Source organism: Luteimonas sp. MC1828 (assembly GCF_016461615.1).
In the GTDB taxonomy this organism is placed as follows: domain Bacteria; phylum Pseudomonadota; class Gammaproteobacteria; order Xanthomonadales; family Xanthomonadaceae; genus Luteimonas.
Genome location: NZ_JAEMNY010000002.1, coordinates 721,495 through 736,976 on the forward strand (window position 1 = coordinate 721,495; position 15,482 = coordinate 736,976).

General features: G+C 70.1%; 17 protein-coding genes and 1 pseudogene. 13 read left to right on the forward strand and 5 right to left on the reverse strand.

Going from position 1 to position 15,482, the window contains the following annotated elements; translation table 11 throughout:
* Positions 1-7: 7 nt before the first annotated feature.
* The 6 genes from JHB91_RS13140 to JHB91_RS13165 all read left to right on the forward strand — a co-directional run bounded on the left by JHB91_RS13140 (position 8) and on the right by JHB91_RS13165 (position 6,712).
* Positions 8-1,303, forward strand: coding sequence for a HAMP domain-containing sensor histidine kinase (locus JHB91_RS13140; protein ID WP_199473180.1), 1,296 nt, complete (start codon positions 8-10; stop codon positions 1,301-1,303).
* Positions 1,304-1,390: 87 nt separating this feature from the next.
* Positions 1,391-2,911: an efflux RND transporter periplasmic adaptor subunit gene (locus JHB91_RS13145; protein ID WP_199473181.1), complete on the forward strand. Its 1,521-nt coding sequence runs from the start codon at positions 1,391-1,393 to the stop codon at positions 2,909-2,911.
* A complete protein-coding gene (locus JHB91_RS13150) occupies positions 2,908-3,612 on the forward strand; it encodes an ABC transporter ATP-binding protein (protein WP_199373336.1) in 705 nt (234 codons plus the stop codon). The genes JHB91_RS13145 and JHB91_RS13150 overlap by 4 nt, the downstream gene beginning before the upstream one ends.
* A complete protein-coding gene (locus JHB91_RS13155) occupies positions 3,609-4,844 on the forward strand; it encodes an ABC transporter permease (protein WP_199473182.1) in 1,236 nt (411 codons plus the stop codon). The genes JHB91_RS13150 and JHB91_RS13155 overlap by 4 nt, the downstream gene beginning before the upstream one ends.
* Positions 4,845-4,931: 87 nt before the next feature.
* Positions 4,932-5,906, forward strand: a complete 975-nt coding sequence (locus JHB91_RS13160) for an isoaspartyl peptidase/L-asparaginase (protein ID WP_233398742.1) — start codon at positions 4,932-4,934, stop codon at positions 5,904-5,906.
* A 146-nt stretch (positions 5,907-6,052) separates the two neighbouring features.
* Positions 6,053-6,712: a LysM peptidoglycan-binding domain-containing protein gene (locus tag JHB91_RS13165; RefSeq protein WP_199473184.1), complete on the forward strand. Its 660-nt coding sequence runs from the start codon at positions 6,053-6,055 to the stop codon at positions 6,710-6,712.
* Between the two features lie 69 nt (positions 6,713-6,781).
* Here the strand turns inward: JHB91_RS13165 and JHB91_RS13170 are convergent, their stop codons facing one another.
* Positions 6,782-7,267: a hypothetical protein gene (locus JHB91_RS13170; protein ID WP_199473185.1), complete on the reverse strand. Its 486-nt coding sequence runs from the start codon at positions 7,265-7,267 to the stop codon at positions 6,782-6,784.
* Between the two features lie 296 nt (positions 7,268-7,563).
* Here JHB91_RS13170 and JHB91_RS13175 point away from each other — a divergent pair, with 296 nt between their 5' ends.
* From JHB91_RS13175 to JHB91_RS13205, 7 genes are all read left to right on the forward strand, one after another.
* A complete protein-coding gene (locus JHB91_RS13175; protein WP_199373331.1) occupies positions 7,564-7,944 on the forward strand; it encodes a diacylglycerol kinase in 381 nt (126 codons plus the stop codon).
* 37 nt (positions 7,945-7,981) lie between these two features.
* A complete protein-coding gene (locus tag JHB91_RS13180) occupies positions 7,982-8,719 on the forward strand; it encodes a TerC family protein (protein ID WP_199473186.1) in 738 nt (245 codons plus the stop codon).
* Between the two features lie 7 nt (positions 8,720-8,726).
* Positions 8,727-9,650, forward strand: a complete 924-nt coding sequence (lgt, locus tag JHB91_RS13185) for a prolipoprotein diacylglyceryl transferase (protein WP_199373330.1) — start codon at positions 8,727-8,729, stop codon at positions 9,648-9,650.
* 15 nt (positions 9,651-9,665) lie between these two features.
* The gene (locus JHB91_RS13190; RefSeq protein ID WP_199373329.1) at positions 9,666-10,460 is read left to right on the forward strand and encodes a thymidylate synthase; all 795 of its coding nucleotides are present in this window, start codon (positions 9,666-9,668) and stop codon (positions 10,458-10,460) included.
* Positions 10,461-10,470: 10 nt separating this feature from the next.
* The gene (locus tag JHB91_RS13195; RefSeq protein WP_199473187.1) at positions 10,471-10,980 is read left to right on the forward strand and encodes a dihydrofolate reductase; all 510 of its coding nucleotides are present in this window, start codon (positions 10,471-10,473) and stop codon (positions 10,978-10,980) included.
* A gap of 108 nt (positions 10,981-11,088) precedes the next feature.
* Positions 11,089-11,790 (forward strand): hypothetical protein, encoded by a 702-nt coding sequence (locus JHB91_RS13200; RefSeq protein ID WP_199473188.1) that lies wholly within the window; start codon positions 11,089-11,091, stop codon positions 11,788-11,790.
* 7 nt (positions 11,791-11,797) lie between these two features.
* The gene (locus tag JHB91_RS13205) at positions 11,798-12,493 is read left to right on the forward strand and encodes a hypothetical protein (RefSeq protein ID WP_199473189.1); all 696 of its coding nucleotides are present in this window, start codon (positions 11,798-11,800) and stop codon (positions 12,491-12,493) included.
* Here the strand turns inward: JHB91_RS13205 and JHB91_RS13210 are convergent.
* The 4 genes and pseudogenes from JHB91_RS13210 to pdxA all read right to left on the reverse strand — a co-directional run.
* Positions 12,414-13,250 (reverse strand): annotated as a pseudogene (locus JHB91_RS13210) (symmetrical bis(5'-nucleosyl)-tetraphosphatase); the annotation flags it as partial. The gene JHB91_RS13205 and the pseudogene JHB91_RS13210 overlap by 80 nt on opposite strands.
* Positions 13,250-13,633 (reverse strand): Co2+/Mg2+ efflux protein ApaG, encoded by a 384-nt coding sequence (gene apaG / locus JHB91_RS13215; RefSeq protein WP_199373325.1) that lies wholly within the window; start codon positions 13,631-13,633, stop codon positions 13,250-13,252. The pseudogene JHB91_RS13210 and the gene apaG, both read right to left, overlap by 1 nt.
* A gap of 35 nt (positions 13,634-13,668) precedes the next feature.
* Positions 13,669-14,478, reverse strand: coding sequence for a 16S rRNA (adenine(1518)-N(6)/adenine(1519)-N(6))-dimethyltransferase RsmA (rsmA, locus tag JHB91_RS13220; protein ID WP_199473190.1), 810 nt, complete (start codon positions 14,476-14,478; stop codon positions 13,669-13,671).
* Positions 14,475-15,482 (reverse strand): 4-hydroxythreonine-4-phosphate dehydrogenase PdxA, encoded by a 1,008-nt coding sequence (pdxA, locus tag JHB91_RS13225; protein ID WP_199473191.1) that lies wholly within the window; start codon positions 15,480-15,482, stop codon positions 14,475-14,477. The genes rsmA and pdxA overlap by 4 nt, the downstream gene beginning before the upstream one ends.

Here is a 15,482-nt window from a genome sequence, read left to right on the forward strand (position 1 = left end):
CACGTTGATGCCACAAGGGTTGCCGCACAAGCTGCGTCGCGTGTTCATCGTCCAGGCGGTACTCGCGGTGTTCGCGGTCGTGGTCGTGCTGTACGGGTCTGGGTCGCTGGCGCGGGACTGGATGACCGCCGAACGCATCCGCGCCGAGGCGCGCGCGTTCTGGGACGGGCGCGCCAACGATCCCGCGCACCCGGTCCCCGGTACGGCGACGGTGCATGCTTGGTTCGTGCCGGCTTCCGGGGGCGGGAATCGGGCGGTGCCCGACAGTTACACCAGTCTGGCGCCGGGTCTGCACGACCTGCGCATCGCCGGCGTGCGCCAACGCCTGTTGATCGATGAACGCCGCGACGGTCGGCTGTACATCACCATGTCGTTCGCGCTCGTCGACCGGGTGGCCACCTGGACGCTGTTCATCGCGGTGCTGCTGGCCTCGCTGGCGATTGCCGCGGTGAGCTGGCTGAGCTACCGCATCGCCAGGCAGATGGTGCTGCCGGTCACGCAGATGGCGGGCGAGGTGGCGCGATGGGATCCGCGCGCGCCGGATCTCGACGCCATCGATCCCGGCCAACTCACGGGCGAGGCCGGGCGCGAGGTGCGGCTGCTCGGCGATGCGCTGCGCGGCCTGACGGAGCGCACCCAGGCGTTCATGCGCCGCGAGCGTGACTTCACGCGCGAGGCGAGCCACGAACTGCGCACGCCGTTGGCGGTGGTCCGCGTGGCCGCCGACATGCTGCGCGGCGATCCGGAAACGCCCCCGCGCATGCAGCGTTCGCTCAGCCGGATCCAGCTTGCCGCGCGCGAGATGGAAGGCGTGCTTGATGCGTTCCTGATCCTGGCGCGCGAAGACGTGCCGGGCCCCGACGAGGAGTTCGAGTTGCTCCCGATGGTTTCCCTTGCGGTCGAGGGTGCGCGGGAAATGCTCACCGACAAGCCCGGCGTGGTGCTGTCGCTGCACGAAGAGGCCGCGCCGCGACTGCGCGGATCGTCGCGCGCGATGGCGGTGATGGTTGGCAACCTGCTGCGCAACGCCTGCTTCTTCACCGAATCCGGGCGCATCGACGTGGTCGTGCGGCGCAATCGCCTCGAGATCACCGACACCGGTATCGGCATGGATGACGAGGTGCTGGAACGCGTGTTCGAGCCCTTCTACCGCGCCGACCAGTACGTCGGCGGCAAGGGCATGGGCCTGGCGATCGCGCGCCAGCTGAGCGAGCGCGCAGGCTGGCCGATGCGCATCGACAGCGTTGCGGGGCAGGGCACCACGGTGACCATCGAATTCGGGGCGGCGCGGGCGAAACACTGATCCGGTTGCGTGCGTTGCGCGCACGCGGTCAACGCAGGCCGCGATGATGCGTTAGCCTCCCGACCCCAGCCAGCAGCCACAGACCGCATGAGCACACGATCCAAGCCCGCCGGGCGTCGCGCCCGGCCGTACATCCTTGTCGCCGTTGCGATCGCTGCGCTTGCCGCGGCTGGCGCGTGGTGGAGCGGCACGCGCGGTGCCAGCGAGGAAGGCGCGTACCGCACCACCGAGGTCCAGCGTGGCGACATCCGCATGGCGATTTCCGCCACCGGCACGCTCAGCGCCATTTCCACCGTGGTGGTGGGCAGCCAGATCTCCGGCCAGGTGACCCAAGTGCTGGTCGACTTCAACGACAAGGTGGAAAGCGGGCAGGTGCTCGCGCGCATCGATCCAAGCAGCTACCAGGCGCAGATCGAACAGGGCTCGGCGCAGATCGCCAGCGCACGCGCGTCGCTCAGCCAGGCGCAGGCGACGCTGCGCAACGCCGAACTCGACTATCGCCGCAAGGCGGAACTTGGCGACCGCCAGCTGGTGGCGCGCAGCGACATCGATCTTGCGCGCGCGGCGCGCGAGCAGGCGCAGGCGCAGGTGCGCTCGGCACAGGCGCAGATCCAGCAGCAAACCGCCGCCACCCGCACCACGCGCATCAACCTCGACCGCACGGTGATCCGTTCGCCGGTCGACGGCGTGGTGCTGACACGCACCATCGAGGCCGGCCAGACCGTGGCCGCCAGCCTGCAGGCACCGGAGCTGTTCACCATCGCCGAGGACCTGTCGAAGATGAAGATCGAGCTGGCGGTCGACGAGGCCGATATCGGCCAGGTCAAGGCCGGCCAAGGCGTGAGTTTCACCGCTGACGCATTCGCCGATCGCCAGTTCCGCGGCGTTGTGGAGCAGGTGCGCCTGGCCGCGACCAACACCAGCAACGTGGTGACCTATCCGGTGGTGGTGACCGTGGACAACAGCGACGGCACCCTGCTGCCCGGCCTGACCGTCAACGCCGAGATCGAGGTCAACCGCCGCGATGACGTGCTCAAGGTGTCCAACGCCGCGCTGCGCTACAAGCCCACCGGCGCCGAGGGTGCAGCAGCCGCCATGCCGCCGGGCGGGGCACGCAACGGTGTCTCCGCGGACCTCGCGCGGGTAGCTGCTGACCTGGGCCTGGCCCCGGCGCAGCAGGCGGCATTCGACGAAGCGCTTGCGGCGGTTCAGGCGCGCCAGGTCGCACGCCAGGCCGCGCCGCGGCCCGGTGCCGCCGGCGCGGGTGGTGGCCAGGGGGGCGGCCAGGGCGGCGGCCCGCGGATGGTCGTGATGTCCGCCGGCGGCGCCGCGGGTGCGGCCTCGCAGATGCGCCAGCGCATGCTGCAGCGCTTCCGCGAGGATTTCGCAGGCTTCCGTGGCAGCCTCGATGAAAGCCAGGCGGCCAGGTGGGATGCCGCGCTCTCCTCGCTGGTCGGCGCCACGCGCGCCACCGTATACAAGCTCGTCGACGGCAGCCCGCAGCCCGTGCTGGTGCGCGTCGGCGCCAGCGACGGCACCGACACCGAGCTGTCGGGTGCGCTCGAAGCCGGCGACCTGCTGGTGACCGGCGAGCGCCCCGCGAAATGACCACCCGCGTCCCGGTGATCGAGACCCGCGGCCTGGGCAAGGTGTACTCGCCCGGCAGCGAAGCCGAGGTGGTCGCGCTCAAGGCGGTCGACCTGCGCATCGAGCGCGGCGACTTCATCGCGATCATGGGGCCGTCGGGTTCGGGGAAGTCGACGCTGATGAACCTGATCGGTTGCCTGGACAAGCCCAGCGCCGGCAGCTACCTCTGCGACGGCGTGGACGTGTCCGCGCTGGACGCCGAGGAGCTCGCGATCCTGCGCCGCGACAAGATCGGCTTCGTGTTCCAGGGCTTCCACCTGCTGCCGCGCATGACCGCGCTGGAGAACGTGGAAATGCCGCTCGGCTACGCCCGCATCCCGCCGGCGGAGCGACAGGAGAGAGCCCGCGAGGCGCTGGCCGCGGTGGGGCTTGGCGAACGCGGCGGGCATCGCCCGAATGAACTCTCCGGCGGCCAGCAGCAGCGCGTGGCGATCGCGCGCGCGCTGATCAACCGGCCGCCGATCCTGCTGGCCGACGAACCCACCGGTGCGCTCGACTCCAAGACCGGCGAGGAGATCCTGACGCTGTTCAAGCGCCTGCGCGACGACGGCCACACCGTGATCCTGATCACCCACGACGCCGAAGTCGCCGCCCATGCCGATCGCATCTGCGTGATGCGCGACGGCGAACTGCACCCGGAACACGCCGAGGCGACGCCATGAAGTTCAGCGACATCCTGCGCACCGCCACCCACGCGCTGCGCGGCAACTGGATGCGCAGCGTGCTGACCTCGCTGGGCGTGATCATCGGCATCGCGGCGGTGATCGTGATGGTGTCGGTCGGCCAGGGCACGCAGGCCGAGATCGACAAGATGGTCTCCGGCCTTGGTTCGCAACGGCTGGACATCTCGCCGGGCGCGGGCCGCGGCCAGGGCGGCGCGCGCATGAGCGCCAGCAGTTTCTACACGCTCACCGAAGGCGACGTGGACGCGATCCGCCAGGAAATTCCCGAGGTGCAGTACGTCGCTGGCGCGCTGCGCGGCGGCACCCAGGTGGTGTATGCCGAGAACAACTGGTCGACCAGCTGGCAGGGCGTGCAGCCGGACTTCTTCGACATCAACGGCTGGACCATCGCCGAGGGCGAGGCCTTCGGCGCCCAGGACTACAGCGCCGCCGCCAAGGGCGTGATCCTCGGCGATACCGTGCGGCGCGAGCTGTTCGGCGAGGACTCCGGCGTCGGCCAGACCATCCGCATCGGCCGTGTGCCGTTCGTGGTCACCGGCACCCTGGCGCCGAAGGGGCAGGGCGGCTTCGGCCAGGACCAGGACGACGTGATGATGGTGCCGCTGCAGACCGCGCGGCGCCGCCTGCTTGGCGCCATGGGCCTGCCACCGGGGGCGGTGATGCAGGTCGCGCTCACCGTGGCCGACGCCGACGACCTCGGCTACGCGCAGGGCGAGGTGGAGGCGCTGCTGCGCCAGCGCCATCGCATCGGGCCAGGCAAGGACGACGATTTCAGCGTGCGCAACATCAGCGAGATCGTCGCCACGCGCACCGCCACCACGCGGCTGATGTCGCTGTTGCTGGGTGCGGTGGCCAGCATCTCCCTGATCGTCGGCGGCATCGGCATCATGAACATCATGCTGGTGTCGGTGACCGAGCGCATCCGCGAGATCGGCCTGCGCATGGCGGTCGGCGCCGGGCCCACCGACGTGCGCCGGCAGTTCCTGGCCGAGGCGATGCTGCTGTCACTGATCGGCGGTGCGCTCGGCATCGTGATCGGCATCGCGGGCGCGCTGCTGGTGGCCAGGTTCGGCGACCTGCCGGTGGCGCTCAACGGCCAGGTGATCGCGCTGGCCGCGGGGTTCTCGATCGCGACCGGCCTGTTCTTCGGTTATTACCCGGCGCGCAAGGCATCGCAGCTGGACCCGATCGAGGCGTTGCGCTCGCAGTAGCGCGCGCGGCGGTCGGCTATCCTTGTGGCCCGCCCACGGGGATCCGCCATGCGCCTGATCGCCCTCCTGCTGACGACCACGCTCGCCATGACCAGTCCTGCCCATGCCAACGACCGCCCCACCGCCCTGGTGATCCACGGTGGTGCCGGCGTCATCGAACGCGATGCGCTGGATGCCGGCGAGGATCGGGCGATCCGCGCCGATCTGGATCGTGCGCTCGACGCCGGACACGCCGTGCTCGCCCGCGGTGGCAGCGCGCTCGACGCGGCCGAGGCCGCCGTGCGCGCGCTGGAGGAATCGCCTCGCTTCAACGCCGGCAAGGGTGCGGTGTTCAACGCCGAGGGACGCCATGAGCTGGACGCTTCTGTGATGGAAGGCCACACGCGCCGTGCGGGCGCGGTGGCCGGCGTGACCACGGTGCGCAACCCGGTGCGCCTTGCGCGCGCGGTGATGGAACATTCGCCGCACGTAATGCTCATCGGCGACGGCGCGGAAGCGTTCGCCGATACCCGGCCTGAACTCGACCGGGTCGACAACCGCTGGTTCGATACCGACCACCGCCGCGAGCAGCTCGAGCAGGCGCAGGCGCGCGAGGCGGCGGCACGCCACTCCGGCGCCGCCGATCCGGCGGACCTGAAGGGCACGTACTTCGGCACGGTCGGCGCGGTGGCGCTCGATGCGCACGGCCACATCGCCGCCGCCACCTCGACGGGTGGCATGACCAACAAACGCTGGGGCCGCGTTGGCGATTCGCCGGTGATCGGCGCGGGCACCTGGGCCGACGATCGCTGCGGCGTGTCCGGCACCGGTTGGGGCGAGTTCTTCATCCGCGCTGCCGTGGCGCACGACATCTGCGCGCGCGTCGCCTACCGCGGCGACAGCCTGCAGGCGGCGGCCGACGAAGTGCTGATGAACGTAGTGCCCGGCCTCGGCGGCGACGGTGGGGCGATCGCGCTCGATGCCGACGGCAACATCGCCATGCCGTTCAACACGTCAGGCATGTATCGGGGCTGGGTCAAGCCCGACGGTTCGCGCGGCACGGCGATTTTCCGCGAGGAGTAGGCCGAGGCGCCGGGCAGCCGGCAGCCGTGCGTGCCACCTCGGGTAAACCCGATAGGGGCCGCCCCCGGGTTGTGGCTGGTGGCCCCCGCACCGAGACTCCGTTGCGTAGACCACGCAGCCGCGCAGACCGCGGAACGGAGACGCCAATGACCGCCATCGGCAGCAGCCACCACATCGTCAGCGGCGACACGCTGTCGCACATCGCGCAGCGCTACGGCACCAGCGTCGACGCGCTGATGGCGAGCAACGCGCAGATCAAGGATGCCGACCTGATCTACGCCGGCGATACGCTGAACATTCCGGGCGCGGGGGGCAATGGGGGAGGGATCGGCGGCTCGGGCGGGGTGGCCGGTACTCAGGACGTGGGCGGGTCGTCCAGGGTGGGCGGCAACAATGCCGCGGCGATCGCCGAGCAGTTCATCGGCCGCAACGCCGGCGAGCTTAAGCACAGCAGCGAGCTGCCGATGCAGAGCTGGGTGCCGAACAACGTCAACTGCGCGAATTTCGTGTCCGCCTGCCTGCAGAAGGCGGGGCTGATCGATGCCGGCCAGGCCAGCGCGTCGGTCAACACGCTGGCGAACAACCTGAAGTCCGATGGTTGGCAGACGGTTTCGCTGGCCAATGCGCGTCCGGGCGACGTGGTGCTGATGCAGCGCAACGGCCAGTCGCACGTGGTGTTGTTTGCAGGCATGGAGAACGGCAGGCCGACCTTCATCGGCTCGAACAACGTCAATGCAGACGGCTCGCAGCGCATCAGCTGGGGCGGAGCCTCCGGCAACTACGAGATCATCAGCCCGAGGGGCTGATTCGGGCCGCGGTACGGGAATGCAAAAGGCCGGGCATTGCCCGGCCTTTCCGTCATTGCCGGCGTCGGCTCAGAAGCCGAACAGCGCGCGCGGGGCGGCGTGTTCCTGCGGCCAGTCGAGCCAGACGACGTCACCCGGGCCGATCGCGTAATCGAGCACCGTCCAGCTGCCGGCGGGGAAACCAGCGTCATCGTCGCCATCACCGGCCTGGTCGCGCGCCGCTGCCGCGGCGGGCGCTGCCGCCGCGGCCTGGTTGGCGCCATCCGCATCCGGTTCGCGGCGCAGCAGCGCGACGTAGACATCGGACATGCCACCCTGCGCTGCGGCTTCCGCGAACGGCGTGCCCTGGTAATCAACGCGCCCGCCGCCCGCGGCGCGCATGGTGCCGAGCACGAACGCCCAGTTGCCGAGGCGGTCGAGGCGCTCGACCTGCAAGGACACCCCGTCGCCCAGGCGCGCGTGCAACGGCGCACTGGCGGCTTCGAGCAACAGCGCATAGCCGGTGTCACCGGTGTGCATCTGCCGGGGCGCGGCCTGTGCGAAAGCTTGGTTCATGGTGGCTCCCATTGCGAGTGCGATGAACGGTCCGAGGATAGCAGCGTGCCGGTGCATGCGTGTTCCCGATACGGTGAGTGCGGATGCTCTCAGCCCGGGCCTGCGCGCGGAGTGAACGCGCACGCATCCCCATGGGCAAACAGACGGCCACGGCGGGCGCGCTGCCGGGGGCCGGAGTTGCCGCGCCGCGGCCCCGACGCGCCAACCTGAAGCCGATCAGGCCCCGGAACCGCCCTTGTGGCAAAATTGCCACCTTCTGGTCGGACGCGGCAGCGAATCAGCATGCAGTTCCTGTGATGGCCGACGAAACCGGACACATGCCCAGGGGGCCTGCGCGGATGCTCAAGGCCGCGGGCTGGTCGATGCAGGGCCTGCGCGCGGCGTGGCTGCACGAGTCTTCGTTCCGGCTCGAGGTGTTGCTGTTCGTCGTGCTGGCACCGCTGGGCCTGTGGCTGGGCGAGGGTGGCGTGGAGCGCGCCCTGCTGGTCGGCTCGTTGCTGCTGGTGCTGTCGGCTGAGCTGCTGAATTCCGCGATCGAAGCGGTCATCGCCCGCTATGGCGATGAACACCATGAACTGGCCGGACGCGCCAAGGACATGGGCTCCGCCGCGGTGTTCGTGCTGATGCTCAACGTGCTGCTGGTCTGGGGCGCACTGCTGTTGCCGCGCCTGGCGTGACGCAGCTCCAAACGAATTTCCCAAGGATATGCAAGCAATGATGGAATTGATCTCCGACCCGCAGGTCTGGATCCTGCTGGTCACGCTGGCCACGATCGAGATCGTGCTCGGCATCGACAACCTGGTGTTCATCTCGATCGCCGTGAGCCGCCTGCCGGCCGAGAAACGCGAGTTCGCCCGCAAGTTCGGCATCGCCGTGGCCTGCATCACCCGCATCGGCTTGCTGCTCACGCTGGCGTGGCTGGCGGGACTGACCAGTGACCTGTTCACGGTGTTCGGTCAGGGCGTTTCAGTGCGCGACCTGGTACTGATCCTTGGCGGCCTGTTCCTCATCGTGAAGGGCGCGATGGAGATCCGCGAGCTGGTCGCCGGTGCGCACGAGGACGCCAGCGGCGCCGGCAAGGCGGCGACGTCGTTCGCGATGGTGATCGCGCAGATCGCGGTCATCGACATCGTGTTCTCGCTGGACTCGGTGATCGCGGCGGTCGGCATGGCCGGCGACTACGTGCCGGTGATGGTGATCGCGATCCTGATCGCGGTAGGCGTGATGCTGCTTGCGGCGCGCCCGCTGGGCACGTTCATCGACAACAACCCGACCATCAAGATGCTGGCGCTGGCGTTCATCGTGCTGATCGGTGCGTACCTGATCGCCGAGGGCTTCGAGCTGCACATTCCGCGTGGCTACATCTACGGCGCGATGGGCTTCTCCGCGTTCGTGGAGCTGCTGAACCTGTGGGCCAAGCGCCGCGCGCTGCGCCACGTGGCTCCGGACTGACCACGGCATGACCTACCTGCACCTGATCGATCCGATCGCGCTCCAGTCCCCGGCGTTCGCGCTGTTCGGGCGGACGTTCCAGCCGGCGGTGCACTGGTACGGGGTGATGTACCTGCTGGCGTTCGCCAGCGCGTGGTGGCTGGGGCGTTCGCGCATCCGTGCCGGGCGCCTGCCCGGCGTGGACGACGCCGGCTTCGGCGACCTGATGTTCTACGGCATGCTCGGCGTGGTGCTGGGTGGCCGCATCGGCTACGTGCTGTTCTATGCGTTCGGCGACCTGCTGGCCGACCCGCTGATGCTGTTCAAGGTCTGGGATGGCGGCATGAGCTTCCACGGCGGCCTGCTCGGCGTGCTGGTGGCGATCTGGCTGTGGTCGCGGGCGCGCCGCCTGCATGTGTTCGACAGCATGGACTTCGTGGCGCCGCTGGTGCCGCTGGGCCTGGGCTTCGGCCGTATCGGCAACTGGATCGGCGGCGAGCTCTGGGGCAAGCCGACCGAAGCCGGCTGGGGCGTGGTGTTCCGCAATGCGCTGCCGCCGGACCTGGCCGGCCTGCCGGAGGCCGCGCTGCGCGCACAGTTCCAGGCGGGCGAACTGGCGCAATACGCGCGCCATCCGTCGCAGCTCTACCAGGCATTCCTCGAGGGCGTGGTGATGTTCGCGGCGCTGTGGTGGTTCTCGCGCCGGCCGCGCCCGCGCTACGCGGTTGCCGGCATGTTCGCGCTGCTCTACGGCGCGTTCCGCTTCCTGGTGGAGTTCGTGCGCGAGCCCGACGCCCACCTCGGCTATCTCGCCTTCGGCTGGCTGACCATGGGCCAGGTGCTGAGCCTGCCGCTGGTCCTGGTGGGCCTGTACTGGCTGTGGCTGGCGCGGCGCTCGCCGACCCTGCAGCCCGTGCCCCCGACCGCTTCCGGCCCCAGCACCACCGACTGACGAGCCCGCGACGCCATGCGCCAGTACCTCGACCTCCTGCGCCACGTCCTCGAACACGGCACCGACAAGGCCGACCGCACCGGCACCGGCACGCGCAGCGTGTTCGGCTGGCAGATGCGCTTCGACCTCAATGACGGCTTTCCGCTGGTCACCACCAAGAAGCTGCACCTGCGCTCGATCATCCACGAGCTGCTCTGGTTCCTGCGCGGCGAGACCAACATCGCCTACCTGCGCGAGCACAAGGTCGGCATCTGGGACGAGTGGGCCGACGCCGACGGCGAGCTGGGCCCGGTGTACGGCAAGCAGTGGCGGCACTGGGCGGGTGCCGACGGCGTGGAGATCGACCAGATCCGCTGGGTCATCGACGAGATCCGCCGCAACCCGGACTCGCGGCGCCTGGTGGTCTCGGCCTGGAACGTGGCCGAACTGCCGGCGATGGCGCTGCAGCCCTGCCACGCGCTGTTCCAGTTCTACGTGGTCGACGGCCGGCTGAGCTGCCAGCTGTACCAGCGCAGCGGCGACATCTTCCTCGGCGTGCCGTTCAACATCGCCAGCTACGCGCTGCTGACGCACATGGTGGCGCAGGCCTGCGGGCTTGGCGTGGGCGATTTCGTGCACACGCTGGGCGATGCGCACTTGTACAGCAACCATTTCGGGCAGGCGCGCGAGCAGCTGGAACGCGCGCCGCGCGCGCTGCCGCGGCTGGTTCTCGATCCATCGATCCGTGATGTCTTCGCCTTCACCCACGAGCACATCGCCATCGAAGGCTACGATCCGCTGCCGGCCATCAAGGCCCCGGTCGCGGTCTGAGCACGCCGCGATGACGCAGCCGCCGATCGCCCCGGCGTTGTCGCTGGTGGCCGCGCTCGACCGCCGGCGCGCGATCGGCCGCGACAACGGCCTGCCGTGGCACCTGCCGGCGGATCTCGCGCATTTCAAGGCGCTGACGCTCGGCAAGCCGGTGCTGATGGGACGCAGGACGGCCGAGTCGCTGGGCCGCGCGCTGCCGAAGCGGCGCAACCTGGTGCTGACGCGCAGCGGCCAGGTGCCGTTCGCCGGCATGGACGCCGTGGCGTCGCTGGACGAGGCCTGCGCGCTGGCATCGGGAGCCGCCGAGCTGTGCGTCATCGGCGGCGCCGAGGTCTATGCCCTGGCGCTGCCGCGCGCCGCGGTGCTGTACCTGACGCATGTCGACACCGCGGTCGAAGGCGGCGACGCGTTCTTCCCGGCCTTCGACGGGGACGGCTGGCGGGAGGTGTCGCGCGAGCACCATACAGCCGACGCGCGCCACGCCTTCGCCTTCGATTTTGTCGAGTACCGGCGCGCCTGATCGCCTCCAGGCGCCATCTGGCGCCTTTACACATGGCACCATGGCAAATCGCGCCACGCGGCGCATGATGCCCCGGTCGCACCCCGCGATGCCTTCCGGAGTCCTTCCATGTCGATTCCACTCAATCCGCTTGTCGCAGCCGTGGCGCTGGCGCTGGCCCTGGCCGGCTGCGACCGGGCCGTGCCGCCCGACACTCCGGCCACCGCGCCCGAGGCCACCGCTCCGACACCCGTGGCCACGGCGCCAGCGCCAATGCCCGAGTCCGGCGCTGTCGCCGCACCACAGCTCCACGCCGCCATGCGCGAGCTTTGGCACGGCCACATCGTGCATGCCCGCGACTACGCGCTCGCCGTGCATGCCGGCAGTGCCGCCGACGCCCAGGCCGCGGCCGACGCGGTGGTCGAGAACGCTACGCAGATCAGCACCGCGGTGGCGGGCTTCTATGGCGAGGCCGGCGGCAAGCAGATGCTGGCCCTGCTCGGTGGCCACTGGGGCGCGGTGAAGGCGCTCACCGATGCCCGCGCCGCTGGCGGGGGAGCCGCCGCCGAGGCTGCCATGGCCGACCTCACCGCCAATGCCGGCGAGATCGCGAAGTTCCTGGCGGGTGCCAATCCCAACCTGCCCGAAGACACCGTGCTAGGCCTGATGCTGGCCCACGGCGCGCACCATTCGCGGCAGGTCGACCTGATCCTGGCGGACGACACCGCTGGCGAAGCCGCCGAATGGAGCGCGATGCAGACGCACATGGACATGATCGCCGACGCGCTCGCGGGAGCCATCGCCAAACAGTTCCCGGACAAGGCCACCTAGGCCCGCGATGACGCCAGGGCTGGCGCACTTCGGGGATACCCGGCAGCGGCTGCTCAGGCAGCTGCTGTCGGCCGTCGATGGCCTCGGCGTCGAGGAGATGTGCGAGCGGCTGCGCATCAGCCACAACGCGGTGCGCCAGCACATCACCGCGCTGGCCGCGCGCGGGCTGGTGCAGAGTGGACAGTCGCGCGCCACCGGTGGCCGCCCGCAGGCGCGCTACGTGCTGACCGCCGAGGGGCGCGCCCTGTTCCCGCGCAACTACGGCGCCATCGCAGCCGCGCTGCTCACGCAGCTGCATGCGCACATGGGCGAGGACGAGGTCGGGGCGCTGCTGCAGGAGCTGGGCCGCACCATCGCGGCGACGCAGCCATCGCTCGACGTCGAAAGCGGCGAAGGACTGGCGCGTGCGCTGGCGCAGCGGCTGGATGCGCTGGGCTACGAGGCGGTGCCCGCGCGGCACGGCGAAGACTGGCAGGTCGAAGCCTTCAACTGCGTGTTCCACGACCTCGCGCGCCAGCACCCGCAGGTGTGCAGGTTCGACCTTGCCTACATGGAAGCGACCACCGGGCGCCGCGTCCACCACGTCGAGTGCATCGTCCGCGGCGGGCACGCCTGCCGTTTCAGGCTGGGGGCTGGGAAGGCAGCGACCGACCAGGAACCTGCACCACCTGCAGCTCCTCGCAGTCCAGCCGCAGCGCGGTGAGTTTGCCGCCCCAGACGGCGCCGGTATCGATCGCGTGCACGCCGTGGCCGATGAACAGGCCGAGTGACGACCAGTGCCCGCAGACCACCTTCAGGCCGCGCTCGACGCGACCGGGTACGGCGTACCAGGGATACAGGCCCGGCAGCTGGGTGCCCGGCGCACCCTTCTCCTCGAACGCGATGCGGCCGCGCGGGCTGCAATAGCGCATGCGCGTGAAGATGTTGATGATGGCGCGCTCGCGGTCGGTGCCGCGCAGGCCCGGCGACCACGCCGGCCGGTCGCCATACATCTGCTTGAACAGGCGCCGGCGGTCCTTGCCCTGGATGCTGGCCTCGACCTCGCGCGCCAGGGCTTCGGCGTCGGCGGCGGTCCACCTCGGGGCCAGGCCGGCGTGCACCATCATCCAGCCGAGCTCGTGGTCGGCATGCACCAGTGGCTGCACGCGCAACCAGTCGAGGAGCTCGTCGCGGTCGGGCGCGAACAGCACGCGCTGCAGGTCCGGATTGACCTTGCGCTGCTCGTCCTCGCGGCGATCGGCGATCGCCAGCAGCGACAGGTCGTGGTTGCCGAGCACGGTGACCGCGTTCGCGCGCAACGAATGCACCAGGCGCAGCGTCTCCAGCGATTCGCCGCCGCGGTTGACCAGGTCGCCGCAGAACCAGATGCGGTCGCGCGCGGGATCGAAGCGGATCCGATCGAGCAGGCGCTCGGTCGGACCCAGGCAGCCCTGGAGGTCGCCAATCGCCCAGACGGCCATCAGTGCAGCGTTCGCGGTACGGCGAGCGTGAACGGCGGGATCGGCGCATCGAACTGCGTGCCGTCATCGCCGAGCATGCCGTAACTGCCTTCCATCGTGCCCACGGCGGTCTGCAGCACCGCGCCGGAGGTGTAGGTGAACTGTTCGCCCGGTTCGAGCCTGGGCTGTTCGCCCACCACGCCTTCGCCACGCACTTCCTCGACACGGCCGTTGCCGTCGGTGATCACCCAGTGCCGGTCCAGCAGCTGTGCCGCGCGCTTGCCGAGGTTGCGGATGCGGATCGTGTACGCGAACACGTAGCGATCGTCCTCCGGCGCCGACTCGTCGGCGAGGAATCGCGTCGCGATCTGTATTTCCAGCGTGTAGTCCGGCGTGTCGTCCATGCCGGCAGTTTAAGCCGTCGGTGTGAATCCGGGGACTACGTGGCCGCCGGAAGATTGGCGATGCGGATGAAATCCGCCACTTCGAGCTGCTCCGCGCGCTGCGACGGGTCGACGCCGGCGGCACTGATCTCGTCTGCGGAACACAGCGGCTGCAACGCATTGCGCAGTGTCTTGCGGCGCTGCCCGAACGCCGCGCGCACGATCGCGGCGAACCGCGCCCGGTTGTCGATGCCAATCTCCTCCGGCGGCCGCGGCACCAGCCTGACGACGGCGGAGTCGACCTTCGGCGGCGGCTTGAACGCGCCCGGCCCCACGGTGAACAGCGCGGTCACCCTGCAGTAGGCCTGCAGCATGACGCTGAGCCGCCCGTACACCTTGCTGCCCGGTCCTGCGGCCATGCGGTCGACGACTTCCTTCTGCAGCATGAAGTGCATGTCGCGCACGACCGCGGCGTGGTCGAGCGCATGGAACAGGATCGGCGACGACAGGTTGTAGGGCAGGTTGCCGACCAGGCGGATCGGCGTGCCCGCGGCCAGCGCGGTGAAATCGACGTCGAGCACGTTGGCGTGCACCAGCTCGAGTTCGCCATGCGCGCGTGCGCGCGCCGCCAGCGGTGCCAGCAGGTCGCGGTCGAATTCGATCGCCGTGAGGCGACCGTGGCGGTCAAGCAGTGGATACGTCATCGCGCCCTGGCCCGGGCCGATCTCGACGATGTGGTCGCCCGGGCGCGGGTCCACCGCCAGCACGATCCTGTCGACCACGCCGCGCTCGTGCAGGAAGTGCTGGCCGAGCGATTTCTTCGCCGGATCGCGGAACGTGCCGTCGTGGCTTGTGGTGGTGCTCATGCCAGCCTGTCCGCGTGCAGGGCATCGCGCGTGGCCCGGCGCGCACGCGCCAGCCGCGTACAGCTATCGATCGCCGCAAACAGGCTGGAGGGGTCGGCGCGGCCGCTGCCGGCAAGATCGAACGCGGTGCCATGGTCCACCGCGACGCGCGGGTAGGGCAGGCCCAGGCTGATGTTCACCGCCTGCTCGAAACCACTGTATTTCAGCACCGGAAGCCCCTGGTCGTGATACATGGCCAGCACGGCGTCGACGCCGGCCAGTTTGCGCGGCAGGAAGGCGGTGTCGGCCGGCAGCGGGCCTTCGAGCCGCAGGCCTTCGCTGCGCAGGCGCGTGAGCACCGGGATGATCACGTCGATCTCTTCGCGGCCCAGGTGGCCATCCTCGCCGGCATGCGGGTTGAGCCCGAGGACCGTGATCAGCGGGTCGGCAATGCCGAAGTCCGCACGCAGGGCGGCGTGGACGATGCGCAGGCTGCGTTCGAGCAGTGCCGGGGTGAGCGCATCGGCAATGGCGCGCAGCGGCAGGTGCACCGTGGCCAGCGCGACGCGCATGTGGTCATTGGCCAGCATCATCACCACCTCGCACCCGGCGTGGGCGGCCAGCAGGCCGGTGGTGCCGGTGTAGGCGATGCCGCCGTCGTTGATCGTGGCCTTGTGCACCGGGCCGGTGACCATGCCGTCGCAGTCGCCGCGAAGGCAGGCATCCGCGGCACTGGACAGCGCGGCGACCACGGCAGGTGCATTGGCCGCCGCGGGCCTGCCGGGCGCGACCACGCAGGCGCCAGGGACGTCGATCAGGCGGAAGCGGCCGCCGGCGGCGACGAGGGTGTCGTGCGCAGGGCGTTCGAGCGTGATCCCGAGCCGTTCAGCGGCAGTGAGCAGGGCGTCGCCGTCGCCGTGCACGACGAGTTCGGCATCCCACGCGCGCTGCAGGGCGCGTGCGCAGAGCTCCGGCCCGACGCCGGCCGGTTCACCCGGGACCAGCGCGAGCCGTGGGCGCTGCAA

Coding starts and splice junctions, on each gene's coding strand:
- JHB91_RS13140 (WP_199473180.1), top strand. CDS start 8: ATGCCACAAGGGTTGCCGCACAAGCTGCGTCGCGTGTTCATCGTCCAG.
- JHB91_RS13145 (WP_199473181.1), top strand. CDS start 1,391: ATGAGCACACGATCCAAGCCCGCCGGGCGTCGCGCCCGGCCGTACATC.
- JHB91_RS13150 (WP_199373336.1), top strand. CDS start 2,908: ATGACCACCCGCGTCCCGGTGATCGAGACCCGCGGCCTGGGCAAGGTG.
- JHB91_RS13155 (WP_199473182.1), top strand. CDS start 3,609: ATGAAGTTCAGCGACATCCTGCGCACCGCCACCCACGCGCTGCGCGGC.
- JHB91_RS13160 (WP_233398742.1), top strand. CDS start 4,932: ATGACCAGTCCTGCCCATGCCAACGACCGCCCCACCGCCCTGGTGATC.
- JHB91_RS13165 (WP_199473184.1), top strand. CDS start 6,053: ATGACCGCCATCGGCAGCAGCCACCACATCGTCAGCGGCGACACGCTG.
- JHB91_RS13170 (WP_199473185.1), bottom strand. CDS start 7,267: ATGAACCAAGCTTTCGCACAGGCCGCGCCCCGGCAGATGCACACCGGT.
- JHB91_RS13175 (WP_199373331.1), top strand. CDS start 7,564: ATGGCCGACGAAACCGGACACATGCCCAGGGGGCCTGCGCGGATGCTC.
- JHB91_RS13180 (WP_199473186.1), top strand. CDS start 7,982: ATGATGGAATTGATCTCCGACCCGCAGGTCTGGATCCTGCTGGTCACG.
- lgt (WP_199373330.1), top strand. CDS start 8,727: ATGACCTACCTGCACCTGATCGATCCGATCGCGCTCCAGTCCCCGGCG.
- JHB91_RS13190 (WP_199373329.1), top strand. CDS start 9,666: ATGCGCCAGTACCTCGACCTCCTGCGCCACGTCCTCGAACACGGCACC.
- JHB91_RS13195 (WP_199473187.1), top strand. CDS start 10,471: ATGACGCAGCCGCCGATCGCCCCGGCGTTGTCGCTGGTGGCCGCGCTC.
- JHB91_RS13200 (WP_199473188.1), top strand. CDS start 11,089: ATGTCGATTCCACTCAATCCGCTTGTCGCAGCCGTGGCGCTGGCGCTG.
- JHB91_RS13205 (WP_199473189.1), top strand. CDS start 11,798: ATGACGCCAGGGCTGGCGCACTTCGGGGATACCCGGCAGCGGCTGCTC.
- apaG (WP_199373325.1), bottom strand. CDS start 13,633: ATGGACGACACGCCGGACTACACGCTGGAAATACAGATCGCGACGCGA.
- rsmA (WP_199473190.1), bottom strand. CDS start 14,478: ATGAGCACCACCACAAGCCACGACGGCACGTTCCGCGATCCGGCGAAG.